The 24,888-nt window shown below is 72.6% G+C and carries 26 protein-coding genes; 14 read left to right on the top strand and 12 right to left on the bottom strand.

The window, feature by feature from the left end; genetic code table 11:
• The first annotated feature begins 32 nt into the window (after positions 1-32).
• From OHU34_RS36085 to OHU34_RS36075, 3 genes are all read left to right on the top strand, one after another.
• Entirely contained in the window at positions 33-1,235 is a 1,203-nt protein-coding gene (locus OHU34_RS36085; RefSeq protein ID WP_405770249.1) for a bifunctional class I SAM-dependent methyltransferase/NUDIX hydrolase, read from the top strand.
• Positions 1,225-1,773, top strand: coding sequence for a GNAT family N-acetyltransferase (locus OHU34_RS36080; RefSeq protein ID WP_405770247.1), 549 nt, complete (start codon positions 1,225-1,227; stop codon positions 1,771-1,773). Before OHU34_RS36085 ends, OHU34_RS36080 begins: the two co-directional genes overlap by 11 nt.
• Positions 1,774-1,925: 152 nt before the next feature.
• Complete coding sequence (locus OHU34_RS36075; protein ID WP_142269157.1) at positions 1,926-3,155, top strand: phosphodiester glycosidase family protein; 1,230 nt, start codon at positions 1,926-1,928, stop codon at positions 3,153-3,155.
• A 32-nt stretch (positions 3,156-3,187) separates the two neighbouring features.
• On the opposite strand, the gene OHU34_RS36070 is transcribed toward OHU34_RS36075, so the two are convergent.
• The 6 genes from OHU34_RS36070 to OHU34_RS36045 all read right to left on the bottom strand — a co-directional run bounded on the left by OHU34_RS36070 (position 3,188) and on the right by OHU34_RS36045 (position 8,449).
• The gene (locus OHU34_RS36070) at positions 3,188-3,382 is read right to left on the bottom strand and encodes a hypothetical protein (RefSeq protein ID WP_142269158.1); all 195 of its coding nucleotides are present in this window, start codon (positions 3,380-3,382) and stop codon (positions 3,188-3,190) included.
• A 117-nt stretch (positions 3,383-3,499) separates the two neighbouring features.
• Positions 3,500-4,360: a phosphatidylinositol-specific phospholipase C/glycerophosphodiester phosphodiesterase family protein gene (locus OHU34_RS36065; protein ID WP_405770243.1), complete on the bottom strand. Its 861-nt coding sequence runs from the start codon at positions 4,358-4,360 to the stop codon at positions 3,500-3,502.
• Between the two features lie 170 nt (positions 4,361-4,530).
• A complete protein-coding gene (locus tag OHU34_RS36060; RefSeq protein ID WP_230196552.1) occupies positions 4,531-5,613 on the bottom strand; it encodes an acyl-CoA dehydrogenase family protein in 1,083 nt (360 codons plus the stop codon).
• Positions 5,610-6,794, bottom strand: a complete 1,185-nt coding sequence (locus tag OHU34_RS36055; protein ID WP_142269161.1) for an acyl-CoA dehydrogenase family protein — start codon at positions 6,792-6,794, stop codon at positions 5,610-5,612. The genes OHU34_RS36060 and OHU34_RS36055 overlap by 4 nt, the downstream gene beginning before the upstream one ends.
• Entirely contained in the window at positions 6,791-7,762 is a 972-nt protein-coding gene (locus tag OHU34_RS36050) for an NADPH:quinone oxidoreductase family protein (RefSeq protein WP_020131600.1), read from the bottom strand. The genes OHU34_RS36055 and OHU34_RS36050 overlap by 4 nt, the downstream gene beginning before the upstream one ends.
• Positions 7,763-7,873: 111 nt before the next feature.
• The gene (locus tag OHU34_RS36045) at positions 7,874-8,449 is read right to left on the bottom strand and encodes a helix-turn-helix domain-containing protein (RefSeq protein ID WP_142269162.1); all 576 of its coding nucleotides are present in this window, start codon (positions 8,447-8,449) and stop codon (positions 7,874-7,876) included.
• Between the two features lie 70 nt (positions 8,450-8,519).
• Between OHU34_RS36045 and OHU34_RS36040 the strand changes: the two genes are divergently transcribed.
• From OHU34_RS36040 to OHU34_RS36020, 5 genes are all read left to right on the top strand, one after another.
• A complete protein-coding gene (locus OHU34_RS36040) occupies positions 8,520-9,512 on the top strand; it encodes an NAD(P)/FAD-dependent oxidoreductase (RefSeq protein ID WP_142269163.1) in 993 nt (330 codons plus the stop codon).
• A 29-nt stretch (positions 9,513-9,541) separates the two neighbouring features.
• Entirely contained in the window at positions 9,542-11,080 is a 1,539-nt protein-coding gene (locus OHU34_RS36035; protein ID WP_142269164.1) for an ATP-dependent DNA ligase, read from the top strand.
• Positions 11,077-11,550: an NUDIX domain-containing protein gene (locus OHU34_RS36030; protein WP_142269165.1), complete on the top strand. Its 474-nt coding sequence runs from the start codon at positions 11,077-11,079 to the stop codon at positions 11,548-11,550. The genes OHU34_RS36035 and OHU34_RS36030 overlap by 4 nt, the downstream gene beginning before the upstream one ends.
• 76 nt (positions 11,551-11,626) lie before the next feature.
• Positions 11,627-13,012, top strand: a complete 1,386-nt coding sequence (locus OHU34_RS36025; protein ID WP_142269166.1) for an NADP-dependent succinic semialdehyde dehydrogenase — start codon at positions 11,627-11,629, stop codon at positions 13,010-13,012.
• Positions 13,013-13,037: 25 nt separating this feature from the next.
• Complete coding sequence (locus OHU34_RS36020; protein ID WP_028807142.1) at positions 13,038-13,274, top strand: DUF6213 family protein; 237 nt, start codon at positions 13,038-13,040, stop codon at positions 13,272-13,274.
• A 90-nt stretch (positions 13,275-13,364) separates the two neighbouring features.
• On the opposite strand, the gene OHU34_RS36015 is transcribed toward OHU34_RS36020, so the two are convergent.
• The gene (locus OHU34_RS36015) at positions 13,365-14,591 is read right to left on the bottom strand and encodes an acyl-CoA dehydrogenase family protein (RefSeq protein WP_020131607.1); all 1,227 of its coding nucleotides are present in this window, start codon (positions 14,589-14,591) and stop codon (positions 13,365-13,367) included.
• 178 nt (positions 14,592-14,769) lie between these two features.
• On the opposite strand from OHU34_RS36015, the gene OHU34_RS36010 reads away from it, so the two are divergent.
• The gene (locus OHU34_RS36010; RefSeq protein ID WP_020131608.1) at positions 14,770-15,411 is read left to right on the top strand and encodes a TetR family transcriptional regulator; all 642 of its coding nucleotides are present in this window, start codon (positions 14,770-14,772) and stop codon (positions 15,409-15,411) included.
• Positions 15,412-15,485: 74 nt separating this feature from the next.
• Here the strand turns inward: OHU34_RS36010 and def are convergent, their stop codons facing one another.
• Complete coding sequence (def, locus tag OHU34_RS36005; RefSeq protein WP_142269167.1) at positions 15,486-16,040, bottom strand: peptide deformylase; 555 nt, start codon at positions 16,038-16,040, stop codon at positions 15,486-15,488.
• A 158-nt stretch (positions 16,041-16,198) separates the two neighbouring features.
• Here def and OHU34_RS36000 point away from each other — a divergent pair, with 158 nt between their 5' ends.
• The 5 genes from OHU34_RS36000 to OHU34_RS35980 all read left to right on the top strand — a co-directional run bounded on the left by OHU34_RS36000 (position 16,199) and on the right by OHU34_RS35980 (position 20,791).
• On the top strand, positions 16,199-17,437 hold the full coding sequence (locus tag OHU34_RS36000) for a MurT ligase domain-containing protein (protein WP_020131610.1): 1,239 nt from the start codon (positions 16,199-16,201) through the stop codon (positions 17,435-17,437).
• Positions 17,438-17,454: 17 nt separating this feature from the next.
• Positions 17,455-18,183 (top strand): type 1 glutamine amidotransferase, encoded by a 729-nt coding sequence (locus OHU34_RS35995; protein ID WP_020131611.1) that lies wholly within the window; start codon positions 17,455-17,457, stop codon positions 18,181-18,183.
• Between the two features lie 241 nt (positions 18,184-18,424).
• Positions 18,425-19,450 carry a 6-phosphofructokinase gene (locus OHU34_RS35990; RefSeq protein WP_054240459.1) on the top strand — a complete coding sequence of 342 codons (1,026 nt, stop codon included), beginning with the start codon at positions 18,425-18,427 and terminating at the stop codon, positions 19,448-19,450.
• Between the two features lie 148 nt (positions 19,451-19,598).
• The gene (locus tag OHU34_RS35985) at positions 19,599-20,549 is read left to right on the top strand and encodes a cytochrome c oxidase assembly protein (RefSeq protein ID WP_020131613.1); all 951 of its coding nucleotides are present in this window, start codon (positions 19,599-19,601) and stop codon (positions 20,547-20,549) included.
• 59 nt (positions 20,550-20,608) lie between these two features.
• Complete coding sequence (locus OHU34_RS35980; RefSeq protein WP_020131614.1) at positions 20,609-20,791, top strand: hypothetical protein; 183 nt, start codon at positions 20,609-20,611, stop codon at positions 20,789-20,791.
• Here the strand turns inward: OHU34_RS35980 and OHU34_RS35975 are convergent.
• From OHU34_RS35975 to OHU34_RS35960, 4 genes are read right to left on the bottom strand one after another with little or no spacing between them, the layout of a single operon-like run.
• Positions 20,760-21,983: a sensor histidine kinase gene (locus OHU34_RS35975; RefSeq protein WP_142269168.1), complete on the bottom strand. Its 1,224-nt coding sequence runs from the start codon at positions 21,981-21,983 to the stop codon at positions 20,760-20,762. The two genes, OHU34_RS35980 and OHU34_RS35975, sit on opposite strands and share 32 nt — an antisense overlap.
• Positions 21,980-23,710: a cation acetate symporter gene (locus OHU34_RS35970; protein WP_020131616.1), complete on the bottom strand. Its 1,731-nt coding sequence runs from the start codon at positions 23,708-23,710 to the stop codon at positions 21,980-21,982. Before OHU34_RS35970 ends, OHU34_RS35975 begins: the two co-directional genes overlap by 4 nt.
• On the bottom strand, positions 23,707-24,075 hold the full coding sequence (locus tag OHU34_RS35965; protein WP_405772483.1) for a hypothetical protein: 369 nt from the start codon (positions 24,073-24,075) through the stop codon (positions 23,707-23,709). Before OHU34_RS35965 ends, OHU34_RS35970 begins: the two co-directional genes overlap by 4 nt.
• Positions 24,072-24,836, bottom strand: coding sequence for a LytTR family DNA-binding domain-containing protein (locus tag OHU34_RS35960; RefSeq protein ID WP_020131618.1), 765 nt, complete (start codon positions 24,834-24,836; stop codon positions 24,072-24,074). The genes OHU34_RS35965 and OHU34_RS35960 overlap by 4 nt, the downstream gene beginning before the upstream one ends.
• Positions 24,837-24,888 lie beyond the last annotated feature (52 nt).

The following is a 24,888-nucleotide window of genomic DNA, read 5'->3' as shown; positions in this document are numbered from 1 at the left end:
GCGCCGACCGCCCCACCCGTGGAGGACCGCCCATGCCCCGTCCAGCCGCCCCCGACGGCCCGGAATCCGTCAACGCGGAGGCCTGGCAGGCCTACGCGACGCACCACCTGCGGCGCGGCACGGTCCTGGCCGAGGCGGAGCGGATCGACTGGGGATTCCCGGGCGCCGGGCCGGACGTGGCCTTCCTCGGGGAACTGGCCGGCCGGCGCGTCCTGGACCTCGGCTGCGGTCCGGCCCGGCACGCCGCCCGGCTCGTCCGCGCGCACCGGGCCACCGTCGACGCGGTCGATCGCGCTCCGGGCCAGATCGAGCGGGCCCGGGACCGGTACGGCTCACTGCCCGGCCTGCGTCTGCTCTGTGCCGACGCCGTCGAGCACCTGCGCACCGCACGGCCCTACGACGTGATCTACTCCGTCAACGCCGTGCCGTTCATCGACCCCCGGCGGCTGTTCCCCGCCCTGGCGACCGCGCTCGCTCCCGGCGGGACGCTCTGTTTCTCCGTGCTGCACACCAACTCCGACGGCGAAGGCCCCACTTCGGAGTTGGTGGCGCGGCCGGAGACCCTGCGGTTCGCGGGCGGCGGCGAGACGACGGTGCGGATGTGGGTGCCCACCACCGAGCAGTGGCAGGACCTGCTCGCCGAGCACGGGCTGCGTCTGGAGGACGTGGTGCCGGTGACATCGCCGGACCCCGCCAACCCCGCCGCCTACCGGGTCCTCCGGGCCAGGCGCCCCGTGCGCGTCTCGGCCCGTGCCCGCTCCGGCCGCCCGCCCGTCGCCCAAGCGGCGATCGGCGTCGGCGCCATCCTGTACGGGCCCCGGGGGCTGCTCCTGGGCCGTCACCGCGGGGGCACCTGGGAGCTGCCCGGAGGCACGGTGGAACCCGGGGAGTCGCTCCAGGAGACGGTGGTGAGGGAGTTGCGCGAGGAGACCGGGCTGCGGGCGGACCCGTCGAAGGTGCGCCTGCTGGGCACCCTGCTCGACCGGGTGGAGGGCATCGTGCGGATGACCGTCGGCGCCGTCGTCACCGACTGGGAGGGCGAGCCGGCCGACCAGCCCGGCGAGAGCGTCGGCGACTGGCGCTGGTACTCGCCGGACCGGCTGCCGCCGTCCCTTTTCGTGTGCAGCGCCCAGTCCCTCACCGTCTGGCGCCCGGACCTGCCGATCGATCACGCCCCGGCCCACTTCACCCCGTTCGCCGGGTACGACGGCCAGGTGCGCGGCGATGACGACTGACCCCGCCGGGGCCCCTCGCGTCCGGGTCCGCCCCCTGGTCCGCCCCCGGCTCCCGGCCGACCTGGACGGTTGCGTCGCCGTGCTCGCGCTGGTGCACACGCACAGCGGCTACCCGGTCGACCTGCCCGAACGGCCCGCCACCTGGCTGACTCCGGCCGCCCTGCTCGCGGCGTGGGTGGCCGAGCTGGACGGGCGGATCGTCGGGCACGTCGGTCTGTGCGGTGCCGGGAAGGAGGACGCGGCGGCGATCCTGTGGGACGGCCGGGCGGCGCCCGCGGTGATCAGCCGGCTGTACGTCTCCCCCGAGGCCCGCGGCCACGGCGTCGGCGCGGCCCTCCTGGCACGGGCGGCCGGGGCGGCACGCGCCCGGGATCTGCACCCGGTCCTGGACGTGGTGGCCGCCGACCCCGCGGTGTCCTTCTACGAGCGGCTCGGTTGGCGGCTCCTCGGCACCGCCGACCAGCGGTGGGGCCCGACCCGGACGGTGTCCGTGCGCTGCTACGCCGCCCCGCATACGGCCGCTCGGGCGACCGAGTAGCACAAGGGGCCGGCAGCCGCTGCCGAACGGCGGTGCAAGCACCCGGAATCGTGCGTTTCCTCACCCGTTCTCGTGATCTTCCCGCCCGCCCCTCTGGCGGGAGTTCCCGCAGGTCATGAGAAAGTTGCGGCCCAAACTACCCAGGGGGGTCTGTGACACGACATCAGAAGCGGTTCGGGGTGCGCAGAAAGCCGGTGACACTGCTCGTCGCGCTCGGCACGATGGCCGGGGCGGCGCTCGCGGGGGCGGCCCCGGCCGACGCCGCGACCTGGACCACCGTGGCGGCGGGCGTGGCGTACCGGCAGTACGACCTGTCCGCCGCCGCCGGGACGACGCATGTGCATGTGCTCAGCGTCGATCTCGACAACACCCACGTGCGCCTCGGGCTGTTGTACCCGGGGGCGGTCGCGTCCCGGTCGGCGATCTCCTCGCTGGCGAACAGCCAGCAGGCCGTCGCCGGCATCAACGGCGACTTCTTCAACATCAGCGAGACGCAGCACCCGGGCGTCGCGGCGACCGGGGCGAGCGTGGGGCCGGCGGTCGCGAACGGGAAGGCGCTCAAGGGCGCGGTCCCGAACGGGCAGCGGTTCGGGCCGGCGCTGCCGCCGGGCACGAACACCAGGGCCGTGGTCGGTGTGGGCACCGACGGCAAGGCCCGGTTGGACAGCCTGTCCCTCAACGGAACGGTCAGTGTCCTCGGGCGGCGGCTGCCGTTGGGCGGCGTCAACCAGTACGCGCTGGCCGAGAACTCCATCGGCGCGTACACCTCGGACTGGGGCAGCGTCTCGCGCGAGCGGGCCACCTGCGGCACGGACACCGAACGGGCCGCCGCGTGCAGCACCAGCACCTACGAGGTGACGGTGAAGAAGGGCCGGGTGGTGTCGACGTCGACCGCGCCCGGCAGCGGCACCATCACGGCCGGCACCACGGTCCTCGTCGGGCGGGAGGCGGGCGCGGCGCGCCTGAAGAAGCTCGTCAAGGGTCAGGCGGTGGCGGTGCGCTACGGGCTCACGGCCGCGTCGAAGTCCGCGTACAGCTTCGCCGTGGGCGGCTACCCGATCCTGTCGGCGGCCAAGCCGCTGTCCGGCCTGGACACGTCGGTCTCGGCGGTGCGTACGGCCGTGGGCATCGGCAACGGCGGGAAGCGGGTGTACCTGTTCGCGCTGGACGGTGCCACCGCGTACCGCAACGGGCTGACGATCGCCGAGGTCGCAGGCGCCCTGAAGAGCCTCGGCGCGACCGAGGGCTTCAGCCTGGACGGCGGCGGCTCGTCGACCCTGGTGGCCCGTCCCGCGGGCTCGACCAAGGTGACGGTCCGCAACCACCCGTCCGACGGATACGAGCGCCCCGTGGCGAACGGCATCGGGGTCTTCACCAGGTAGGAGCCCAGGTCATGGATGAACCCGCGGTGGCCTCACGGTCGAAGACTGCCGACGATGTCGGCCGTCGCCGTGAGGCCACTGTGGATGGTGGGGGCGATGCCGGTGCCGGCCAGGAGGAACCCGAGCAGCAGGCAGACCAGCCCGTGCGAGACCTTCAGTCCGCCGTTGCGCATGAAGATCACCGCCAGGACCAGCAGCAACAGCACCGCGGAAATCGAAATGGCCACCGTCAACCTCCTCCGATACGTCCGTTTTCACGGCGTTCGGCCGCAAGTGTGGCCTAACGGAGGGTTCGTCCGTGCGGCTGACCTGTCCGCCGAACGAGTGGTGTCAGGCGAGGGCCGCTACGCCGTCCGGTGGGCGTCGAGGAATGCCTCCAGGCCCGCCAGGTCGTCCGTGTTGAGGTAGTCGACGCCTGCGGCGAGGAGTTCGGCCCACAGCGCGTCCCGGGCGGGGCCCGCGAGATCGGGCGTGGCCCAGAACCGCACCTGCTGCCCGCGCGCGTGGGCCGCGCCGACGATGCTCCGCAGCTTCTGCCGTTCCGCCTCCGGGAAGGCCCCGACGCCGGGCCAGGTGAAGTGGAGCGTCCAGTTGTCGCTGATCAGCGAGGCGAACGAGGACTCGGAGGTGCCGAGGTCGACAAGCCGGCCGTCGTAGAAGGCCCGGCGGACGGTCTGGGCCTCCATGGGCGTACGGGCCGCGCGGTCACCGGAGATGACGGCGGTCACGGCTCCGGGGTGGACGCGGCCGTGCGCGTAGGTGGTGAACAGGCCCTTGTGACGCCCCAGTTGACGGTCGAGTTCGAGATACGTCGAGGACCCCTCGGTCTTGATGTCGATGAGCAGCTGAAGGGGCTGCCGGTAACCCCGGTACACCGATCCGCGATTGGCTTTCACGCGGGCGGCGAGCGGGGCGAGGTAGAGCGACTCCAGGGTGCGGGTGGGGTCGAGCTGGTCCGCCGAATGGGCGATGAGGAGTTCGCCGTCGACGAGGAAGATGTCGGCCTCGACGCTGCCGAAGCGGTGGTCGAGGGCGTCGAGGAGCGGGCGGGGATGCTCGTAGTCGTTGTGGGCGTGGGCGCGCCACAGCGGGCGGGGGCCGCGCTTCGGGCCGTCGGCGAACGCGCTGCCGGCGGGCGGGGCGAGCACCGCGGCGACGGTGGCGCCGAGGCCGGTGAGCACTCTGCGGCGGGTGACGAGAGCCATGTCGTTCCTCCCTGCGGGGCGGTCGGGACCACAGGGAGTATGAGGCTGAAGGAGCGGCAACGAACCTGCACGTGCGGGGAGTTGGCCGGACCGCCGCCGCTTGTTCACTCCTTCCGGCCGAGGGCACGAAAAAGCCCGCCCCAGGTGGGGCGGGCTTCATCGGGTGACGGTCAGGGGGCCCGCAGATCGACGAGTTCGGCCACGGCTGCCCGGTGGGCGCCCGCGCTGCCGTAGGCGATCGAGTCCGCCTTGGCCCGCTTGAGGTACAGGTGGATCGGGTGCTCCCACGTCATGCCGATGCCCGCGTGCAGCTGGAGCGCCTCCTCGGCGGCGTGCACGGCGACGCCTGCCGCGTACGCCTGGGCGACGGCCACCGCGATGTCGACGTCCTCACCGCTCGCCAGCGCGTCGGCCGCGCCCCGGGCGACGGCCCGGAGGTTGACGACCTCCAGCCACAGCTGGGCCAGCCGGTGCTTGATCGCCTGGAAGCCGCCGACGGGCCGGTTGAACTGCTTGCGCTCCTTCAGATAGCGCACGGTCTCGGTCAACGCCCATTCCGCCAGACCGAGTTGCTCCGAGGCCAGCAGCCCCGCGCCGGCCCGCAGACCACGGCGGACCGCCGGTTCGGCGTCGCCGAGGCGGCGGCCGGGGGCACCGCCGAGGGTGACCGTCGCGAGCGGGCGGGTGAGGTCGAGGGACACCTGCGGGGTGACGCTCACCGCGGCCGCGTCCACCGCGTACAGACCACCGTCGTCCGCGGGCACGAGCAGCACGTCGGCGACGGAGGCGTCCGCGATGCCGGACAACTCACCCCGCAGGAGGCCTCCTTCGACATGTGCGGTCTGGACGGCGGCCCCCGGCGCGGTGTGCAGGCCGACCGCCAGCGCGCCGACCGTCCGCCCGGACGCCAGCCGGCCGAGCAGTTCCTCGTCCCCGAGAGCCAGCAGCGCCTCGGTGGCGACGACGGCACTGGTCAGGTACGGCACAGGGGCGACAGATCGCCCCAACTCCTCCAGCACCACGGCGACTTCACGATGGCCGGCGCCCTGACCGCCCAGCGCCTCGGGCACCAGCAGGCCCGCGAGGCCCATCCCGTCGGAGAGCGCCTTCCAGGCCGCGAGGTCGTGCGGCGCGTCCGACTCCGTACGCGCGATGACCCCGGGCGCGTCGCAGTGGTCGGCGAGCAGGTCGCGGACGGCGGCGCGCAGCGCCTCTTCCTCCTCGGAGTAGAGGAGATCGGGCTGTGCGCTCATCGGGCCAGGTCCTTCCAGGCGACGTCCTTGTCGGTGCGCGGCTCGGACGGCAGGCCCAGGACGCGTTCGGCGACGATGTTCAGCAGGACCTCGCTGGTCCCGCCCTCGATGCTGTTGCCCTTGGAGCGGAGGTAGCGGTATCCGGCCTCCCGGCCGGTGAAGTCCACCAGCTCCGGGCGGCGCATGGTCCAGTCGTCGTACAACAGGCCCTCCGCGCCGAGTAGTTCGACCTCCAGGCCGCTGATCTCCTGGTTGAGCCGGGCGAACGCGAGCTTCATGCCGGAGCCCTCGTAGCCGGGCTGGCCGGCGACGAGCTGCTGGCGCAGGCGTTCACCGGTGAGACGGGCGGCCTCGGCCTCGACCCAGAGCTTCAGCAGCCGCTGGTGCAGGTCGTGGGTGCGCAGCTCGGGCCGCTCGCGCCAGGTCTTCGAGACCGGGCCGATCATGCCGCCCTCGCGGGGCAGCCGCATGCCGCCGATGGCGACGCGTTCGTTGTTCAGCGTGGTCTGCGCGACCCGCCAGCCGTCGCCGACCTCGCCGAGGCGGCGGGAGTCGGGGATGCGGACGTCGGTCAGGAACACCTCGTTGAACTCGGCCTCGCCGGTGATCTGGCGCAGCGGCCGGACCTCGACACCCGGGTCCGTCATGTCACAGAGGAAGTAGGTGATGCCCGCGTGCTTGGGCACGTCCGGGTCGGTGCGGGCGATGAGGATGGCCCAGCGGGCGACATGGGCGCTGGACGTCCACACCTTCTGCCCGTTCACGACCCAGCCGCCCCCGTCCTCACGGACGGCGCGGGTGCCGAGCGCGGCCAGGTCGGAGCCGGCGCCGGGCTCGCTGAAGAGCTGGCACCAGACCTCCTCGCCCACCCACAGGGGACGCAGGAACCGCTGCTTCTGCTCCTCGGTGCCGTAGCGCAGGATCGTCGGCGCGGCCATGCCGAGACCGATGCCGATGCGCCGCGGGTCGTTGTCGGGGGCGCCCGCGGCCGCCAGCTCGGCGTCCACGACGGCCTGGAGGGAGCGGGGCGCGCCCAGTCCGCCGAGGCCCTCGGGGAAGTGCACCCAGGCGAGTCCCGCGTCGAAGCGGGCCTTGAGGAAGTCCGTCGTACCGGTGTCGGCGGGCGGGTGCGCGGCCAGCAACTCCGCTGTGCGGCCCTTGAGTTCGGCTGCGTCGGTCATGCGGTGGCTCCGTTCTGCGGTACGACGGCGACCCGGCCGGTGGTGACGCCGTCCCCGACCCGCTGCACGGCGGCCGCGGCCCCGTCGAGCGGTACGCGCTCACTCACCAGCGGCCGGATCGCGCCCCGGCCGGCCAGTTCGGTGAGCTGCTCGTGACAGTGCTGGACCAGCTTCGGGTTCTTGGTGTTGTACAGGCCCCAGTGCAGGCCGAGGATCGCGTAGTTCTTGACCAGGGCGTGGTTCAGCGCGGGACTCGGGATGGTCCCGCTCGCGAAGCCGACGACCACGATCCGGCCCTCGAAGGCGACGACCTTCGTGGACTGGGTGTAGGCCTCGCCGCCGACGGGGTCGTAGATCACGTCGGCGCCCCGGCCCCCGGTGGCCTCCTTCACGGCGCCGACGACGTCCTGCGCCCGGCGGTCGATCACCACGTCGCAGCCCAGCTCCCGGGCCACGGCGGCCTTCTCGGCGCCGCCCACGACGCCGATGACCCTCGCGCCGGCCGCCTTCCCGAGCTGCACGGCCGCGCTGCCGACCCCTCCTGCGGCAGCGTGGACGAGCAGCGTCTCGCCGGCTTCCAGACGCGCCCTGCGGTGCAGACCGAACCAGCCCGTCTGGTAGCCGATGTGCAGCGCGGCGGCCTCGGCGTCGTCCAGCGACTCGGGCGCGGACAGCAGGGCGGCCGCGTCGGCGACGGCGTACTCGGCGAAACCGCCGTACGGCAGCGCCGGGTTGGCGATCACGCGACGGCCGTCCTCGGTCTCGCCGCAGATCTCCACGCCGGGCGTGAACGGCAGCGGGGGCCGCACCTGGTAGTGCCCCCGGACCATCAGCACGTCCGGGAAGTTGATGTTCGCGGCACGCACCCTGAGCAGGACCTGGCCGTCGCCGGGCGTGGGCCGCTCCACGTCCTCGAGCCGCATCACCTCGCTCGGCTCGCCGTTCTCGTGCACCTGCCATGCCTGCATGCGGAGCCTCCACGGGACTGCGTCGTCCGACCGGCGTTCCGACCGGTTCGCTCGCATACTAAGCGGTCGCTTGCCAAGAGGGAACAGACGACGGACGAAGAGTCGCCTCCGTCACCCCTGCCGGGGCCGCGCTCGCACATGCATCCGCTCGCCCTGCGGTCCGAACAGGCTCAGGAACTCGGCCGACCCCTCCCCCGTGGACCCGAACCAGTGCGGCACGCGCGTGTCGAACTCCGCGGCCTCGCCCGCCGTCATCACCACGTCGTGCTCCCCCAGCACCACCCGCAGCCGCCCGGACATCACGTAGAGCCATTCGTAGCCCTCGTGGACGCGCGGTTCGGGCTCCTCCTCACGCCGGGGCACCAGCACCTTGAAGGCCTGAAGCCCGCCGGGCTGCCGGGACAGCGGCCAGAACGTGCGGCCGTGGCGCACGACCGGCTCGGCGGCACGCACCCGCGGATCCCCCACCGGTGGCGCCCCGACCAGTTCGTCCAGCGGCACCTGATGGGCCTGGGCGATCGGCAGCAGCAGCTCCAGGCTGGGCTTGCGCAGCCCGGACTCCAGCCGCGAGAGGGTGCTGACGGAGATGCCGGTCGACTCGGACAGCGCCGCGAGCGTCACCTCCCGATCCTTCCGGAGCCGCCGCAGCCTCGGCCCCACCTCCGCGAGTACCTCATCGGTCGTCATGCCTCCATCTTGCCGAACCGGCAAATGTGTTTGTCAATCCCGCGCGCGCCCGGCGACCGTGGTCGCGGAGGTGGTCACCGTGACCGAGAAGACCGAGGAGTACGAAGTGATCGTCGTCGGCGGGGGCGCCGCCGGCCTGTCCGCCGCGCTCGTCCTGGGCCGGGCCCGGCGCCGCACCCTGGTGGTGGACGCGGGCGAGCCGCGCAACGCGCCCGCCGCCCATATGCAGGGTTATCTGTCGCGGGACGGCATGTCGCCCGCCGAGTTCCTAGCCGTCGGCCGCGAGGAGATCGCACGGTACGGCGTGGACCTGGTCCACGACCGGGCGGTGGACGCCACCCGGGAGGAGGGCTTCGCCGTACGGCTCGCGAGCGGGCGGACGGTGCGGGCCCGGCAGCTCGTCGTCGCGACCGGCCTGAAGGACGAGCTGCCGCCGGTCCCGGGCGTCGCCGAGCGCTTCGGCCGGGATGTGGTCCACTGCCCCTACTGCCACGGCTGGGAAGTCCGCGACCGGGCCTTCGGCGTGCTCGCCACCACCGCGGCGAGCGTCCACCAGGCACTGATGGTGTCCCAGTGGTCGAAGGACGTGACCCTGTTCCTGCACACGGTCGCCGAGGCGGAGCTGACGGACGAGGACCTGCGCAGACTGGCCGCGGCCGGCGTGCGGATCGTCCCCGGCGAGGTGGCCGGCCTGGTCGTCGAGGACGACCGGCTCACCGGGGTCCGGCTCCGGGACGGGCGGATGCACGAGCGCGAGGTGGTGTTCGTGGCGCCCCGGGCCGTGCCGCGGACCGACCTGCTCGCCCGGCTGGGCGCCGAGCTGAGCGAGACCCCCTTCGGCACGTACCCCGTGGTCGACGGACGGGGCCTGACGACCGTGCCCGGCCTGTGGGCGGCCGGCAACGCGTCGGGCTTCGCCGAGCAGGTCGTGAACGCGGCCAGCCGTGGCTACCGGGCCGGGGCGGCGATCAACGGGGAGCTGCTGATGGCGGACCTCGACCGGGCCGTCGCCACCGGGGCCGCCGGGGCCGCCGACGCGGAGGTGCCGGCCGTGCGGATGTAACGCGGCCGTCGGCGTTGCACCATGGCTGCATGCTGCTGACCCGGCTCGCCGACGTGTCCCGGGAGGTCGCCGCCACCTCGGCGCGCTCCCGCAAGATCGCCCTGCTCGCCGAACTCTTCCGGGACGCGGAGGCGGACGACGTGCCGGTCGTCATCCCCTATCTGGCCGGCCGGCTCCCCCAGGGCCGGCTGGGTATCGGCTGGAAGGTACTGAGCCGGCCGGTCGCCCCGGCCGAGACGCCGGCCCTCACCGTGCGGGAGGCGGACGCCCGGCTCACCGAGCTCGGCAAGGTGTCGGGCCCCGGCTCGCAGGCCGAACGGACGCGCCTGGTCGGCGAGTTGATGGGAGCGGCCACCGCGGACGAACAACGCTTCCTGTTCGGCCTCATCACCGGCGAGGTACGGCAGGGCGCGCTGGACGCCGTGGCCGTGGAGGGCCTGGCGCAGGCGACCGGGGCGCCCGCCACGGACGTACGCCGGGCGGTGATGCTGGCCGGGTCCCTGCGGACGGTGGCGCAGGCGCTGCTCGCGGACGGACCGGCGGCGCTGGAGGCGTTCCGGCTCACCGTCGGCCGGCCGGTCCTGCCGATGCTCGCGCACACCGCGTCCGCCGTGGCCGAGGCGGTCGGCAAGCTCGGCGTCTGCGCGGTGGAGGAGAAGCTGGACGGGATCCGCGTCCAGGTGCACCGTGACGGCGACGACGTCCGCCTCTACACCCGCACCTTGGACGACATCACCGACCGGCTGCCCGAAGTGACGGACGCGGCGCGGCGGTTGACGGGTTCGCGGTTCATCCTCGACGGCGAGGTCATCGCCTTCGACGAGACGGGCCGCCCCCGCTCCTTCCAGGAGACGGCCGGCCGGGTCGGCTCGCGGGTGGACGTGCCGGCGGCCGCCGAAGCGGTCCCCGTGGCGCCCGTCTTCTTCGACGTGTTGTCCGTGGACGACCGGGACCTGCTCGACCTGCCCTTCGCCGAACGGCACGCGGAGCTGGCCCGGCTGGTGCCCGAGCCGATGCGGGTGCGCCGCACGGTCGTGTCCGGCCCCGAGGACGTCGAAGCCGCGGAAAAGTTCTCGAGGCAGACCTTGCTGCGCGGTCACGAGGGCGTCGTGGTGAAGGCTCTCGACGCGCCCTACAGCGCGGGCCGGCGCGGCGCCTCCTGGCTGAAGGTCAAGCCCGTGCACACGCTCGACCTGGTGGTGCTGGCCGCCGAGTGGGGCCACGGGCGGCGCACCGGCAAGCTCTCCAACCTCCACCTCGGCGCCCGCACCGCGGACGGCGGCTTCGCCATGCTCGGCAAGACCTTCAAGGGCCTGACCGACGCGCTGCTCACCTGGCAGACGGAGCGCCTGCGGGAACTCGCCGTCGACGAGAGCGGATACGTGGTGACCGTACGCCCCGAACTCGTCGTGGAGATCGCCTACGACGGCCTACAGCGCTCCACCCGCTACCCGGCCGGCGTCACGCTCCGCTTCGCCCGCGTCCTGCGCTACCGCGAGGACAAGCGCCCGGAGGAGGCGGACACGGTGGAGACCCTGCTCGCCGCTCACCCGGAGGTGCGCCCTTGACCCCCTCGACGCCGAAGCGCAGCGCGGGCCTGCTGTTGTTCCGGCACACCGCCGACGGTCCCCAGGTGTTGCTGGGCCATATGGGCGGTCCGTACTTCGCGAAGAAGGACGCCGGGGCGTGGACCGTCCCGAAGGGCGAGTACGAGCCCGGCGAACCTGCCTGGGAGGCGGCCCGCCGCGAGTTCCGGGAGGAGCTGGGCCTGCCGCCGCCCGACGGCGAGGCGATCGACCTCGGCGAGGTCCGGCAGAGGAACGGCAAGATCGTCACCGCGTGGGCGATCGAGGCGGACCTCGACCCGGCGGCGATCGCACCCGGCACGTTCACCATGGAGTGGCCGCCGAGGTCCGGCCTGACCCAGGAGTTCCCTGAGCTGGACCGGGTGGCCTGGTTCGGGCTCGATCGGGCCCACGAGGTGATCGTCACGGCACAGGCCGCGTTTCTCGACCGACTGGCGGAGCACTCGGGCTGAGCGGATGCGCACGCGTTGCGGCCCCGGGTCCGGCGCGGGAAGGTCGAAGCACAGTCAGCTCTTCAGGAGGTCGGTCATGCCCATCGCGACGGTGAACCCGGCGAACGGCGAGACGCTTCGGACGTACGAGGCCATGGGCGAGGAGGAGCTGGAGCGCCGGCTCCAGCTCGCGGAGGCCACCTTCCGTACGTACCGGACGACGACGTACGCCGAACGCGCCCGCCTGCTGAACCGGGCCGCCGACCTCCTCGACGAGGACCAGGGGGACATCGGCCGGGTGATGACCACCGAGATGGGCAAGCCGGTGAAGCAGGCGCGCGCGGAGGCCGCGAAGTGCGCCCGGGCGATGCGCTGGTACGCCGAGCACGCGGCGGAGCTGCTCGCCGACGAGGAGCCGTCCGCCGCCGACGTGAAGGACTCCGGTGCCGCGCGCGCCCTGGTCCGCTACCGGCCGCTGGGCCCGGTGCTCGCGGTGATGCCGTGGAACTTCCCGCTGTGGCAGGTGGTCCGCTTCGCCGCGCCGGCGCTGATGGCGGGCAATGTCGGCCTGCTCAAGCACGCCTCGAACGTCCCGCAGACCGCCCTGTACCTGGAGGACCTGTTCCACCGGGCCGGCTTCACCGAGGGCTGCTTCCAGACGCTGCTCGTCGGCTCGGGCGCGGTCGACGAGATCCTGCGCGACGAACGGGTCAAGGCGGCGACCCTGACCGGCAGCGAGCCGGCCGGCCGGGCGGTCGCCGCCACCGCCGGGGAGATGATCAAGAAGACGGTGCTGGAGCTGGGCGGCAGCGACCCGTACGTGGTCATGCCGTCGGCGGACGTCGACCGGGCCGCGCAGGTGGCGGTGACCGCGCGCGTGCAGAACAACGGGCAGTCGTGCATCGCCGCCAAGCGGTTCATCGTTCACACGGACGTGTACGACGCCTTCACCGAGCGGTTCGTGGCGGGCATGGCGGCGCTGAAGGTCGGTGACCCGCAGGAGGAGGAGACGGACGTCGGACCGCTGGCGAGCGAGCAGGGGCGGTCGGACCTGGAGGAGCTGGTGGACGACGCGCGACGGTCCGGCGCCACCGCCCTGTGCGGGGGCGAACGGCCCGACGGGCCGGGCTGGTACTACCCGCCGACCGTGCTCGCCGGGATCACCCGCGAGATGCGCATCCACCGTGAGGAGGCGTTCGGGCCGGTCGCGACGCTGTACCGGGCGGCCGACCTGGACGAGGCGGTGCTCATCGCCAACGACTCGCCGTTCGGCCTGAGTTCCAACGTGTGGACGCGGGACGAGGCCGAGGTGGACCGTTTCGTACGGGATCTGGAGGCCGGCGGTGTGTACGTCAACGGGATGACCGCGTCCCATCCGGGGTTCCCCTTCGGCGGGGTGAAGCGGTCCGGGTACGGCCGTGAGCTGTCCGGGCACGGAATCCGGGAGTTCTGCAACATCACCACGGTTTGGCACGGTGCGTGAGCGCCGCGCGGCTACGATCCCGGATGTGAACCGCGAAGTGACTCTGCCTCTGATCGTCGATGACCGCGGGACCTTGCAGGTGGCCGCGGCCGACGTGAGCAAGCTGCTCCGCACGTTGGGCGGTCGGTGGCTGCATCTCGTCGAGGCCGGGGCGGACGGGCTCGACGAGGACACCGTCGCGGCGTTGACCATCGAGCTCGCGAAGCTGGCCGACCGGATCGATGTGGCGTGCATCGCGCACAGCAGCGGGGGTGCGCCGTAGTCCGTTGCCGCTGATCGCGCAGGCCCCGGGGGCGTCCCCGGGGCCGTGCCACGTCGTCCAGCGGTGTCCTGCGGTGTCCTGCGACCCGTCCTAGCGGATCGGCATCCCCGACAGCGTGCGGGCGATCACCAGGCGCTGGATCTCGCTCGTGCCTTCGAAGATCGTGTAGATGGCCGCGTCGCGGTGCATGCGCTCCACCGGGTACTCCCTGGTGTAGCCGTTGCCACCGAGAATCTGGATCGCCTGCGCGGTGACCTGCTTCGCGGTCTCGCTGGCGTACAGCTTCGACATCGACCCCTCGGCGGCGGTGAACGGCTTTCCGTTGATCGCCATCCAGGACGCGCGCCAGACCAGCAGCCGCGCGGCGTCGATCTGGGTGCGCATGTCCGCGAGCTGGAAGGCGACGCCCTGGTTGTCGATGATCGGGCGGCCGAACTGCTCACGGGTCTTGGCGTAGTCGAGGGCCACCTCGTACGCGGCGCGGGCCGTGCCGACGGCCATGGCGCCGACCGCCGGCCGCGAGGCCTCGAAGGTCGCCATCGCCGCGTTCTTGACGCGCTCGCCACCGGTCCTCGCCCGCTCGCGGGCCCGCGCCAGCCGCTCGTCCAGCTTCTCCTTGCCGCCGAGCAGGCAGGAGCCGGGGATCCGCACGTTGTCGAGGATCACCTCGGCGGTGTGCGAGGCGCGGATGCCGTGCTTCTTGAACTTCTGGCCCTGGGCGAGACCCGGGGTGCCCGGCGGGACGATGAAGGAGGCGTGCCCCTTGGAGCCGAGGTCGGTGTCCACGGCCGCGACGACGACGTGGACGTTGGCGATGCCGCCGTTGGTCGCCCAGGTCTTGGTGCCGTTGAGCACCCACTCGTCCTTGGCCTCGTCGTACACGGCACGCGTACGCAGGGAGGCCACGTCGGAGCCGGCGTCGGGCTCGGAGGAGCAGAAGGCGGCCACCTTGACGTCGCTGGCGTCGCCGTACATCTGCGGGATCCAGGTGCCGATCTGCTCCTCGGTGCCGTTGGCGAGAACGCCCACGGCGGCGAGGCCGGTGCCCACGATCGACAGGGCGATGCCCGCGTCGCCCCAGAACAGCTCCTCCATGGCCATCGGGATACCGAGGCCGGTGGGGTCGAAGTACTGCTGCGCATAGAAGTCGAGGGAGTAGATCCCGACCTTGGCGGCCTCCTGGATGACCGGCCAGGGAGTCTCCTCACGCTCGTCCCATTCGGCGGCCGCGGGGCGGATGACGTCGGCCGCGAAGCCGTGCAGCCAGTCCCGGACCTCCTTCTGTTCGTCGTTGAGCTCCATGGTGAACTCGGCCATGTCCCCTCCAGCGGCGGAACGTGCGTGTTACTAGCGGTAACGTGAGTCTGTTACCGGTGGGTAGGAAAAGTCAACTCCTGCTGACGGCCCGGGAGCCCCCCGGCCCGTTCGATGTCAGGCTGCTGCCAGGTGTTAGTTTGCGCAGGCGTCACCGAATCAGCACGGGTGGGGAGAGCTCATGGACACCACACAGCGGACCGAGCAGCAACGGTCCGCCGACCGCCGAAGGCGCGAGCTGCTGGAGGCCGCCGACCGGGTGGTGCTGCGCGACGGGCCGCAGGCCTCGATGAACGCGATCGCGGCGGAGGCGGGCATCACCAAACCGATCCTCTACCGGCACTTCGGCGACAAGGGCGGACTCTACGCCGCGCTCGCCAAAAGGCACACGGACGCGCTGCTGGACTCGCTGCGGGCCGCGCTGGACGCGCCCGCCGAGCGGCGCGAACGGGTGGAGGCCACGCTGGACACCTACCTCGCCGCGATCGAGGCCCGGCCCCAGGTGTACCGGTTCCTCATGCATCCGTCGGACGGGTCTCCGGGCGAGCAGGGTTTCGACGTGGGCAAGCACTCGGCGCCGCTGCTCCGGCGGATGGGCGAGGAGCTGGCCCAGGTCATCGAGGACCGGGTGGACCTCGGACCCGGCAGCCAGCAGCTGGCCCGGGTGTGGGGGCACGGGATCGTCGGGATGATGCACGCGGCCGGGGACTGGTGGCTGGGTGAGCGCCCCTGTACCCGGGCGGAGCTGGTGCGGAGTCTGGCCGATCTGTTGTGGGGTCGCCTCGCGGCGGCCGGCGACAAGCTCGGCGGGCCCGGGTTCTGACGCCGGCCCACCGGGCGCGGGACACGTGTGGGCGCTCGCGCCCGCACGGCCCGGCCGTCCCTCGGCACCCCGCCCTAGGCGGGACCGGCTCCCCGGCTCCAGGAGGCCCGGGCGACCTGGCGCGTCAGTCTCCTGCCGCGCCACCCCGTCACGCGGTCCGCGTACACCGTGCCCTCCAGGTGGTCCGCCTCGTGCTGCAAGCATCTGGCAAAGAATCCGGTGCCGTGCACGGTGATCGGCTCGCCCGTCATCGTGAACCCCTCGACCACCGCGTGGTCGTGGCGCTCCGTGCCCGCCTCCAGACCCGGCAGGGACAGACAGCCCTCCGGGCCGCGCAGGACGATGCCGTCGGCCTCCACCAGCCGGGGGTTCACCACATGGCCCAGGTGGCGGACGTCCTCGTCGTCGGGACAGTCGTAGACGAAGACCCTCAAGGGCTCGCCCACCTGGTTCGCGGCGAGGCCCACGCCCTGGGCCGCGTACATCGTGGCGAACATGTCCTCGACCAGGCGGGCGAGTTCGGGGCCGAAGTCGGTGACCTCCTCGCAGCGGGTGTGCAGGACGGGGTCGCCGAGCAGGGAGAGGGGCCGGACGCGCCCGTGGGCGCCCGGGATGGAGCCGTGTCGCATGGCGGCAAGGGTACGGTCCTTTCTGACACGCGCATGCCGCTCACGGGCGTGAGGTGGTGCCGGGATTCGGGAGTGCGAATGGATCTCGATAGGCTGACCACCCACCACGTTGCCGTACGGCAGAGGCGCGGCGCGTACGCAAGGAGGATCGAGAACTGATGGCAGGCAACTCGGACCCGCTCTCGCCGCGGGCCAAGATCGCCGTGACCGCCGGCAAAGCGGTCGCGGCGGCGTCGCGCGCCGCGGGGCGCGGCAGTGGTTCGGTGATCGGCGGCCGGGTGGCGCTCAAACTCGACCCCGACCTTCTCGCCCGGCTCGCCCAGAACCTGGACGTCATCCTCGTCTCGGCGACCAACGGCAAGACCACCACCACGCGGCTGATCGCCGAGGCACTGCGCGCCGCCGGGCCGGTCGTGTCCAACGCGCTCGGCGCCAACATGCCGGCCGGCATCACCTCGGCCCTCGCGGGCGGCTCCGACGCCCGCTACGGCGTGATCGAGGTCGACGAGAAGTACCTCGCGGGCGTGGCCCGGGACACCGCCCCCAAGTGCATCGCGCTGCTCAACCTCTCCCGCGACCAGCTGGACCGCGCCGCCGAGACCCGCATGCTCGCGGAGAACTGGCGTGAGGGGCTTGCCGGTTCGAAGGCCGTCGTGGTCGCCAACGCCGACGACCCGCTGGTGGTCTGGGCCGCCTCCTCCTCCCCCAACGTGATCTGGGTCGCCGCCGGGCAGATGTGGAAGGACGACGCCTGGTCGTGCCCGTCCTGCGGTGGTGTCATGCAGCGGCCCGGAGACGACTGGTTCTGCGGCGAGTGCGGGTTCCGGCGCCCGACGCCGAGCTGGGCGCTGTCCGGGGACCACGTGCTCGACCCGCACGGGTCCGCCTGGCCGATCCACCTCCAGCTGCCGGGTCGCGCCAACAAGGCCAACGCCGCCTCCTCGGCCGCCGTGGCCGCCGTCTTCGGGGTGCCGCCGCAGGTGGCGCTGGAGCGGATGTACCAGGTGCAGGCGGTCGCCGGACGCTATGACGTCGTCCAGTTCCAGGGCCGTGACCTGCGGCTGCTGCTCGCGAAGAACCCGGCGGGCTGGCTCGAGACGTTCAGCCTGATCGATCCGCCGCCCACCCCGGTGATCCTCTCGGTGAACGCGCGCGGCGCCGACGGCACCGACACCTCCTGGCTGTGGGACGTCGACTACACGCGGCTGACCGGCCACCCGATCTTCGTCGTCGGTGACCGGAAGCTGGACCTCGCGGTGCGTCTGGAGGTCGCCAACCAGCACTTCCAGGTGTGCGAGAACCTCGACCAGGCCGTGCAGCAGGCACCGCCGGGCCGGATCGAGGTCATCGCGAACTACACCGCGTTCCAGGACCTGCGCCGCCGCGTCGGCAACTGACCACTAAGGACGTTTCCATGAGCGACAACCAACTGCGGCTGGTGTGGATCTACCCGGACCTGCTGAGCACCTACGGCGACCAGGGCAACGCCCTCGTCGTCGAGCGCCGCGCCCGGCAGCGCGGCCTGGACGTGGCGCGACTCGACGTGCGCAGCGACCAGCCGATCCCGACCTCCGGCGACATCTACCTCATCGGGGGCGGCGAGGACCGGCCGCAGCGCCTCGCGGCGGAGCGGCTGCGCCGGGACGGGCACCTGTACCAGGCGGTGCAGAACGGCGCGATCGTCTTCGCGGTGTGTGCCGGGTACCAGATCCTGGGCCAGGAGTTCGTCAACGACCTCGGCCAGCGTGAGCCCGGTCTCGGTCTGCTGGACGTGACGACGACGCGTGGCGAGGGCGAGCGGTGTGTCGGCGACGTCCTCGGGGACATCGACCCGCGGCTCGGTCTGCCCCCGCTGACGGGCTTCGAGAACCACCAGGGCATCACCCACCTCGGCCCGACCGCCCGCCCGCTCGCCCGCGTCTCGCTCGGCAAGGGCAACGGCACCGGCGACGGCACCGAGGGCGCGTACAACGACACCGTGTTCGGCACGTACATGCACGGCCCGGTGCTCGCCCGCAACCCGCTGATCGCGGACCTGCTGCTGAAGCTGGCGCTCGACGTGAACGCGCTGCCGCCGATCGACGACCGCTGGTACGAGGCGCTCCGCAACGAGCGCATCGCGGCCGCGCAGCAGCCCGCGTAGGCACGGCCGCGCGGCGGCCTGCGCGGACGCTGCCGCGCGGCCGTCCGCGTGACCGTGCGTTCACCTGATTTTCGGGGTGTCGTCAGCAGCCCGTCTGACGGTGCATCCGCACAGGTGAGCAGGCACGTCCAGCAGGCGGACGCGTGCTTCGGCCCCGCCCCCTCCTGCCGCTAGGGTGGCGGGGATTCGAGCCGGACAGTGTGGTCCGGACCGGCCCACGTGGAGAAGGTTGTTTCGGGCTATGCGCATTGGTGTCCTCACGTCCGGCGGCGACTGCCCCGGCCTGAACGCCGTCATCCGGTCCGTCGTGCACCGTGCCGTCGCCGACCACGGCGACGAGGTCATCGGGTTCCGGGACGGCTGGAAGGGCCTCCTGGAGTGCGACTACCTCAAGCTCGACCTCGACGCTGTGGGCGGCATCCTCGCCCGCGGCGGCACGATCCTCGGCTCCTCCCGGGTCCAGCCCTCGCATCTGCGGGACGGCGTGGAGCGGGCCCGGGGCCATGTCGCGGAGCTCGGCCTCGACGCGATCATCCCGATCGGGGGTGAGGGCACGCTCAAGGCGGCGAAGCTGATGTACGACAGCGGGCTGCCCATCGTGGGCGTACCGAAGACCATCGACAACGACATCGCCGTCACCGACGTCACCTTCGGTTTCGACACGGCGGTCGGGGTCGCGACCGAGGCGCTGGACCGGCTGAAGACGACCGCCGAGTCCCACCAGCGGGTGCTCGTCGTCGAGGTCATGGGACGCCACACCGGCTGGATAGCGCTCCAGTCCGGAATGGCGGCCGGCGCCCACGCCATCGTCGTACCGGAACGGCCCTTCGACATCGACGAACTGGCCCGCCGGGTCGGCGAGCGGTTCGAGGCGGGCAAGCGGTTCGCGATCGTCGTCGCGGCCGAGGGAGCGAAGCCGAAGGCCGGCAGCATGGCCTTCGACGAGGGCGCGAAGGACATCTACGGGCACGAGCGGTTCGCCGGAATCGCCCGGCAGCTCTCCATCGAGCTGGAGTCCCGGCTCGGCAAGGAGGCCCGGCCGGTCATCCTGGGGCATGTGCAGCGGGGCGGCACGCCGACCGCGTACGACCGGGTGCTCGCCACGCGGTTCGGCTGGCACGCGGTGGAGGCGGTGCACCGGGGCGAGTTCGGGAAGATGACCGCCCTGCGCGGGACGGACATCGTGATGGCGCCGCTGGCCGACGCGGTCGCGACCCTCAAGACCGTTCCCGAGGACCGGTACGCCGAGGCCGAGACCGTGCTCTAGTCCGTCCGGTCGGGCGCGGGTCCGCCGTGCCGGCCCCGCGGCCCCGGGACAGGGCCGTTCGCCCCCGGTGACAGAGGTCGCCGGGGGCTTCTCTACTCTTGTGGGCGGCAGGAAACGTACAACCCCCCACGAATCAGGAGCCGGCGGCATGGGACACAGCGGGCACGGCATGACCATGGATCTGCCGCCGTTCACGCTGGGGCGGGGCCTTCAGTGGTCGGCGGACCCGTTCTTCCTCGTCGGCTGTCTGGTGGGGCTGGGGCTCTACGGCTGGGGCGTCCTGCGGCTGCGCAGGCGCGGGGACGCGTGGCCGGTGGGGCGGACCGTGTCGTTCGTCGTCGGGGTGCTGACCATCGGGCTCGTCATGTGCACCAGGCTGAACGACTACGGCATGGTCATGTTCAGCGTGCACATGGTGCAGCACATGGTGATCAGCATGCTGTCGCCGATCCTGATCCTGCTGGGCGCGCCGATGACGCTGGCGCTGCGTGCGCTGCCGGCCGCCGGACGGGGTCGCAAGGGGCCGCGCGAGCTGCTGCTGATGCTGCTGCACAGCCGCTACATGCGGATCGTCACCCATCCCGCGTTCACCATCCCGCTGTTCATCGCGAGCCTGTACGCGCTGTACTTCACGCCGATCTTCGACTTCCTGATGGGCTCCAGGGCGGGGCACCTCGCGATGATGGTGCACTTCCTCGCCGTCGGTGTGGTGTTCTTCTGGCCGATCATCGGCGTGGACCCGGGGCCGAACCGGCCCGGCTATCTGATGCGGATGCTGGAGCTGTTCGCGGGCATGCCGTTCCACGCGTTCTTCGGCATCGCGCTGATGATGGCCTCGCAGCCGATGGTCGAGACGTTCGAGAACCCGCCCGCCTCGCTCGGCATCGACGCGCTCTCCGACCAGAACGCGGCCGGCGGGATCGCCTGGGCGTTCAGCGAGATCCCGTCCGTGCTCGTGCTGATCGCGCTGCTCTTCCAGTGGTACGGCTCCGAGCAGCGGCAGGCCAAGCGCAAGGACCGGGCCGCGGACCGCGACGGCGACCAGGAGCTGGAGGCGTACAACGCCTATCTTGCGTCGCTCAACACACAGGGGCGCTGAACCCGGGGCACCATGGAGGGACGCGCCCTGCGGAGGGCGGCCCCGAGGAAGGTGTCGCGATGGCAGGTACCACGGACAGTTCCACGAAGACCATGGGGGTGCTCACCGTCGGCGGACTCGTCGCGGTGACCGCCTACACGGTGGCGCTCGGCAGCAACGGCTGGCTGTGGTTCGGCTGGGTCGTGCTGGGGTTGATCACGCTCGCCATGATCATGACACGGCCCGGCCCTGGCCACCGGTGAGGCGGGCCGCCGAGTGGACGCCCGGCTGGTACTTCGGCAGCCGGGCGGTGATCTTCATCCCTGCTCCGAGGGCCGTCTCGATGACCAGGCCGTAGTCGTCGCCGTACACCTGGCGGAGCCGGTCGTCCACGTTGGACAGACCGATGCCCCCCGAGGGGCTCACCTCGCCGGCCAGGATGCGGCGCAGCGCGACCGGGTCCATGCCGGCGCCGTCGTCCTCGATGACGACCAGGGCCTCGGCGCCGGCGTCCTGCGCGGTGATCTGGATGTGACACTGGTCGGCCTTGCCCTCCAGGCCGTGTTTGACGGCGTTCTCCACGAGCGGCTGCAGGCAGAGGAAGGGCAGGGCCACCGGGAGGACCTCGGGGGCTATCTGGAGGGTGACGGCGAGACGGTCGCCGAAGCGGGCCCGGACCAGCGCCAGGTAGTGGTCGATGGCGTGCAGTTCGTCGGCGAGGGTGGTGAAGTCGCCGTGCCTGCGGAACGAGTAGCGGGTGAAGTCGGCGAACTCCAGGAGCAGCTCGCGGGCGCGTTCGGGGTCGGTGCGGACGAACGACGCGATCACCGCGAGCGAGTTGAAGACGAAGTGCGGGGAGATCTGGGCGCGCAGGGCCTTGATCTCCGCCTCGATCAGTTTCGTACGGGACTGGTCGAGGTCCGCCAGCTCCAGCTGGACGCTCACCCAGCGGGCCACCTCGCCGGCCGCCCGGACCAGGACGGCGGACTCGCGGGGCGCGCAGGCCACGAGAACGCCGTGCACCCGGTCGTCGACGGTGAGCGGGGCGAGAACGGCCCAGCGGACGGGGCAGTCGGCGTGCTCGCAGGTGAGCCGGAAGGCCTCGCCGCGCCCGCTCTCCAGGGGACCGGCCAGCCGTTCCATGATCTCGGCGCGGTGATGTGACCCCACGCCGTCCCAGACCAGCACCTGCGTCTCGTCGGTCAGGCACAGCGCGTCCGTGCCGAGCAGGGTGCGCAGCCTGCGGGCCGATCTGCGGGCCGTCTCCTCCGTGAGGCCCGCCCGGAGCGGGGGCGCGGCGAGCGATGCGGTGTGCAGGGTCTCGAAGGTGGCGTGCTCGACGGGGGTGCCCAGGCCGCCCAGGTTCTCGGGACGGGCGGTGCGGCGGCCCAGCCAGAAGCCCGCCGCGACGAAGGGGAGGATGGCGATGCAGACACCCGCCAGGAACCCGCTCATGCCTTCGCCTCCGCCGCTCGCAGCTCTTCCGTGCGCAGTTCCTCGGGCAGGTGGAACCGGGCCAGGATCGCCGCCGTGCCGGCCGGGACCCGCCCCGGGGTGGCCAGGGACACCAGGATCATGGTGAGGAAGCCGAGCGGTACGGACCACAGCGCGGGCCAGGCGAGCAGCGCGTGCAGGCCGCCCGTGCCGGGGAAGCCCGCCATGGTCGCGGCGACGGCGGCGAACGCCGAACCGCCGCCCACCAGCATCCCGGCGGCCGCGCCGGGCGGGGTCAGCCGTCGCCACCAGATGCCGAGGACGAGGAGCGGGCAGAAGGAGGACGCGGACACGGCGAAGGCCAGCCCGACCGCGTCGGCCACCGGCAGCCCGCCCACCAGCGGGCTCGCGGCGAGGGGCACGGCCATGGCGAGCCCGGTGCCCAGCCGGAAGTGCCGGACGCCCCGGGTCGGCAGGACGTCCTGGGTGAGCACGCCCGCGACGGCCATCGTCAGCCCCGACGCGGTGGACAGGAACGCGGCGAAGGCTCCGCCGGCGACCAGCGCGCCCAGCAGGTCGCCGCCGAGGCCGCCGATCACCCGGTCGGGCAGCAGCAGCACGGCCGCGTCGGCGTCGCCAGAGAGGGCCAGCTCGGGTGCGTAGAGGCGGCCCAGGGCGCCGTAGACGGGCGGCAGCAGGTAGAAGGCGCCGATCAGGGCGAGGACGGCGACGGTGGTGCGGCGGGCGGCGACTCCGTGGGGGCTGGTGTAGAAGCGGACGACGACGTGCGGCAGGCCCATGGTGCCGAGGAAGGTCGCGAGGATCAGGCCGTAGGTCGCGTACAGGGGGCGTTCCTCGCGGCCGGCGGCGAGGGAGGTGGACATGCCGCCGTTGCTGCCGCGCTCGGCGACGGGGACGGCGGTGCCCTCGGCGAAGGTGAGGCGGGTGCCCCGCTCGATGTGGTGGGTACCGACGGGGAGCCGGAGCACGGCGTCCCGGTGCGGGCGGCCGTCGACGCGGCCGTCCACCGTCACGGTCAGGGGGCGGTCGAGTCTGAGGTCGAGGGTGTCGTCGACCCGGACGACGCGCTGGTCGCGAAAGGTGGCCGGTTCCCCGAAGGCGTCGCGGGGCGCGCCGTCGCCCTGCCAGGCGAGGACGAGGAAGAGGGCCGGGACGAGGAGGGCGGTGAGCTTGAGCCAGTACTGGAAGGCCTGCACGAAGGTGATGCTGCGCATGCCGCCCGCGGCGACGATCGCGGTGACCACGACCGCGACGATCAGGCCGCCGAGCGAGTCGGGGGCGCCGGTCAGGACGGTCAACGTCAGCCCCGCGCCCTGGAGTTGGGGCAGCAGGTAGAGCCAGCCGACGCCGACCACGAAGGCGCCCGCCAGCCGCCGGGACGACTGCGAGCCGAGGCGGGCCTCGGCGAAGTCGGGGAGGGTGTAGGCGCCGGAGCGGCGCAGCGGGGCCGCGACGAAGAGGAGCAGCACCAGATAGCCGGCGGTGTAGCCGACCGGGTACCAGAGCATGTCCGGCCCCTGGACCAGGACCAGCCCCGCGATACCGAGGAAGGAGGCGGCGGAGAGGTACTCGCCGCTGATGGCGGCCGCGTTGAGGCGCGGGCCGACGGTGCGGGAGGCGACGTAGAAGTCGGACGTGGTGCGGGAGATGCGCAGGCCGAAGGCGCCGACGAGGACGGTCGCGACGACGACGAGCGCGACGGCGGGGACGGCGAAGGCCGAGTTCATCGGTCCTCGACCAGGCGTATGAGGTCCCGCTCGTTGCGTTCGGCGCGGCGGACGTACCAGCGGGCGAGCAGCACGAGCGGGGCGTAGAGGCAGAAGCCGAGGACCGCCCATTCGAGGCGGTGGGCGTCGGGCATGGCCGCGAAGAGCAGCGGCAGCGGGCCCACGAGCAGGGTGAGGACGGCGAACACCGCGAGAGCGGCCCGCAGTTGGGAGCGCATCAGGGAGCGGACGTAGGTGTGACCGAGGGTGGTCTGCTCGTCGATCTCGGTACGCGGCCGGTAGTAGCCGGAGGCGCGCAGGGTGTGACGGGCGGGCCCGGTGACGACGACACGCCGCTCGGCGGGGTCCTGGTGGGGCACGGTCAGGGCCTCCTCATCAGCAGGTCCCGCAGTTCTCGGGCGTGACGGCGGCTGACCTGGAGTTCCTCGCCGCCCACCAGGACGCTCACCGTGCCCGCGTCCAGGCGGAGTTCGCCTATGTGGCGCAGGGCGACGAGATGACGGCGGTGGATGCGGACGAAGCCGCGGGCCCGCCAGCGCTCCTCCAGGGTGGACAGCGGGATCCGGACCAGGTGGCTGCCGCGGTCGGTGTGCAGCCGGGCGTAGTCGCCGCGGGCCTCGACGTGGGTGATGTCGTCGACGGCGACGAAACGGGTCACACCGCCGAGCTCGACGGGTATGTGGTCCGGGTCGGGCTCGTGCACGGGGATGCGCGGAGCGGGGCCGCGCCGTTCGGCGGCTCTGAGCTCGACGGCGCGGCGGACCGCCTCGGCGAGCCGTTCCTTGCGGACGGGTTTGAGGACATAGTCGACGGCCTTGAGGTCGAAGGCCTGGACGGCGAAGTCCTCGTGGGCGGTGACGAACACGACCAGGGGCGGCCGCGCGAAGCCGGTGAGGAGACGGGCGAGGTCGAGGCCGTCGAGGCCGGGCATCTGGATGTCCAGGAAGACCACGTCGATGGCCTCGGGGCCGTCGGGTCCGGACTCCAGGGCACGGTTGATGCGGCGCAGCGCCTCGGTCGCGTCGCCGGCACCCTCCACGGTGCCGATCCGGGGGTCCGCGGTGAGCAGGTAGAGCAGCTCCTCCAGCGAGGGGCGTTCGTCGTCGACGGCGAGGGCGCGCAGCATGAAGGTGGAGTGTAGGGGCGATCCGCACGACTGGACATGCACCGGGGTGTGG

This window comes from Streptomyces sp. NBC_00080 (assembly GCF_045041255.1).
Lineage (GTDB): Bacteria > Actinomycetota > Actinomycetes > Streptomycetales > Streptomycetaceae > Streptomyces > Streptomyces coriariae.
The sequence above is the reverse complement of the archived record's forward strand: the minus strand, read 5'-3'. Positions and strand labels throughout refer to the sequence as shown.

Excerpts from the sequence above, each read along its gene's own strand:
- OHU34_RS36060 (WP_230196552.1), bottom strand. The coding sequence starts at position 5,613 with ATGAGCGCACAGCCCGATCTCCTCTACTCCGAGGAGGAAGAGGCGCTG.
- OHU34_RS35960 (WP_020131618.1), bottom strand. The coding sequence starts at position 24,836 with ATGCTGCGCGCCCTCGCCGTCGACGACGAACGCCCCTCGCTGGAGGAG.
- OHU34_RS36015 (WP_020131607.1), bottom strand. The coding sequence starts at position 14,591 with ATGGCCGAGTTCACCATGGAGCTCAACGACGAACAGAAGGAGGTCCGG.
- OHU34_RS35990 (WP_054240459.1), top strand. The coding sequence starts at position 18,425 with ATGCGCATTGGTGTCCTCACGTCCGGCGGCGACTGCCCCGGCCTGAAC.
- OHU34_RS36050 (WP_020131600.1), bottom strand. The coding sequence starts at position 7,762 with ATGCAGGCATGGCAGGTGCACGAGAACGGCGAGCCGAGCGAGGTGATG.
- OHU34_RS36045 (WP_142269162.1), bottom strand. The coding sequence starts at position 8,449 with ATGACGACCGATGAGGTACTCGCGGAGGTGGGGCCGAGGCTGCGGCGG.
- OHU34_RS36010 (WP_020131608.1), top strand. The coding sequence starts at position 14,770 with ATGGACACCACACAGCGGACCGAGCAGCAACGGTCCGCCGACCGCCGA.
- OHU34_RS36080 (WP_405770247.1), top strand. The coding sequence starts at position 1,225 with ATGACGACTGACCCCGCCGGGGCCCCTCGCGTCCGGGTCCGCCCCCTG.
- OHU34_RS36065 (WP_405770243.1), bottom strand. The coding sequence starts at position 4,360 with ATGGCTCTCGTCACCCGCCGCAGAGTGCTCACCGGCCTCGGCGCCACC.
- OHU34_RS35975 (WP_142269168.1), bottom strand. The coding sequence starts at position 21,983 with ATGAGCGGGTTCCTGGCGGGTGTCTGCATCGCCATCCTCCCCTTCGTC.
- def (WP_142269167.1), bottom strand. The coding sequence starts at position 16,040 with ATGCGACACGGCTCCATCCCGGGCGCCCACGGGCGCGTCCGGCCCCTC.
- OHU34_RS36000 (WP_020131610.1), top strand. The coding sequence starts at position 16,199 with ATGGCAGGCAACTCGGACCCGCTCTCGCCGCGGGCCAAGATCGCCGTG.
- OHU34_RS35985 (WP_020131613.1), top strand. The coding sequence starts at position 19,599 with ATGGGACACAGCGGGCACGGCATGACCATGGATCTGCCGCCGTTCACG.
- OHU34_RS35995 (WP_020131611.1), top strand. The coding sequence starts at position 17,455 with ATGAGCGACAACCAACTGCGGCTGGTGTGGATCTACCCGGACCTGCTG.
- OHU34_RS36025 (WP_142269166.1), top strand. The coding sequence starts at position 11,627 with ATGCCCATCGCGACGGTGAACCCGGCGAACGGCGAGACGCTTCGGACG.
- OHU34_RS35970 (WP_020131616.1), bottom strand. The coding sequence starts at position 23,710 with ATGAACTCGGCCTTCGCCGTCCCCGCCGTCGCGCTCGTCGTCGTCGCG.
- OHU34_RS36055 (WP_142269161.1), bottom strand. The coding sequence starts at position 6,794 with ATGACCGACGCAGCCGAACTCAAGGGCCGCACAGCGGAGTTGCTGGCC.
- OHU34_RS35980 (WP_020131614.1), top strand. The coding sequence starts at position 20,609 with ATGGCAGGTACCACGGACAGTTCCACGAAGACCATGGGGGTGCTCACC.
- OHU34_RS36085 (WP_405770249.1), top strand. The coding sequence starts at position 33 with ATGCCCCGTCCAGCCGCCCCCGACGGCCCGGAATCCGTCAACGCGGAG.
- OHU34_RS36035 (WP_142269164.1), top strand. The coding sequence starts at position 9,542 with ATGCTGCTGACCCGGCTCGCCGACGTGTCCCGGGAGGTCGCCGCCACC.